Annotated in this window: 1 pseudogene; it reads left to right on the top strand. The window is 42.5% G+C overall.

Annotated elements, in window-relative coordinates:
- Positions 1 to 632, top strand: a pseudogene (locus tag L5M17_RS23020) (IS3-like element ISSba5 family transposase); the annotation flags it as partial.
- Positions 633 to 640 lie beyond the last annotated feature (8 nt).

Consider the following 640-nt stretch of genomic DNA (forward strand, 5'->3'; position numbering starts at 1 on the left):
ATCTAATGAAAAAGCTTGGGTTATTAAGCTGTCAGCAGCCTAAGCATTCTTATAGGAAAGCGACACAAGAGCATGTTGCAATCCCCAATACGCTAAATCGACAGTTTGCAGTAACTCAACCAGATCAAGTGTGGTGTGGCGACGTGACGTATGTTTGGGTCGGTAATCGCTGGGCCTATCTAGCCGTTGTTTTAGACTTATTTTCCCGCAAACCTGTTGGATGGGCTTTGTCATTATCACCAGATAGTGCGCTGACCTGTAAAGCTTTGAAAATGGCATTTGAGTTAAGGGGTAAGCCTGAGAATGTGATATATCACAGCGATCAAGGTTCGCATTACACAAGCTTGAAATTCAGACAATTAATATGGCGTCTTCAGATTGAGCAAAGTATGAGTCGCCGCGGGAATTGTTGGGATAACGCACCAATGGAGCGTTTCTTTAGAAGTTTGAAATCTGAGTGGATACCCGCTAGTGGTTATGGGAATTTTACAGAAGCAGATAAAGAGATCACAAATTACATCACTGGATACTACAGTGAGACCAGACCCCATCAATATAATGGTGGGTTAACGCCAAATGAGTCAGAACGTTTATATTGGAATGACTCTAAAACCGTGGCCAATTTTACTTGACCACTACA

This window comes from Shewanella sp. SW24, from assembly GCF_025653395.1.
GTDB classification, from domain to species: domain Bacteria; phylum Pseudomonadota; class Gammaproteobacteria; order Enterobacterales; family Shewanellaceae; genus Shewanella; species Shewanella oncorhynchi.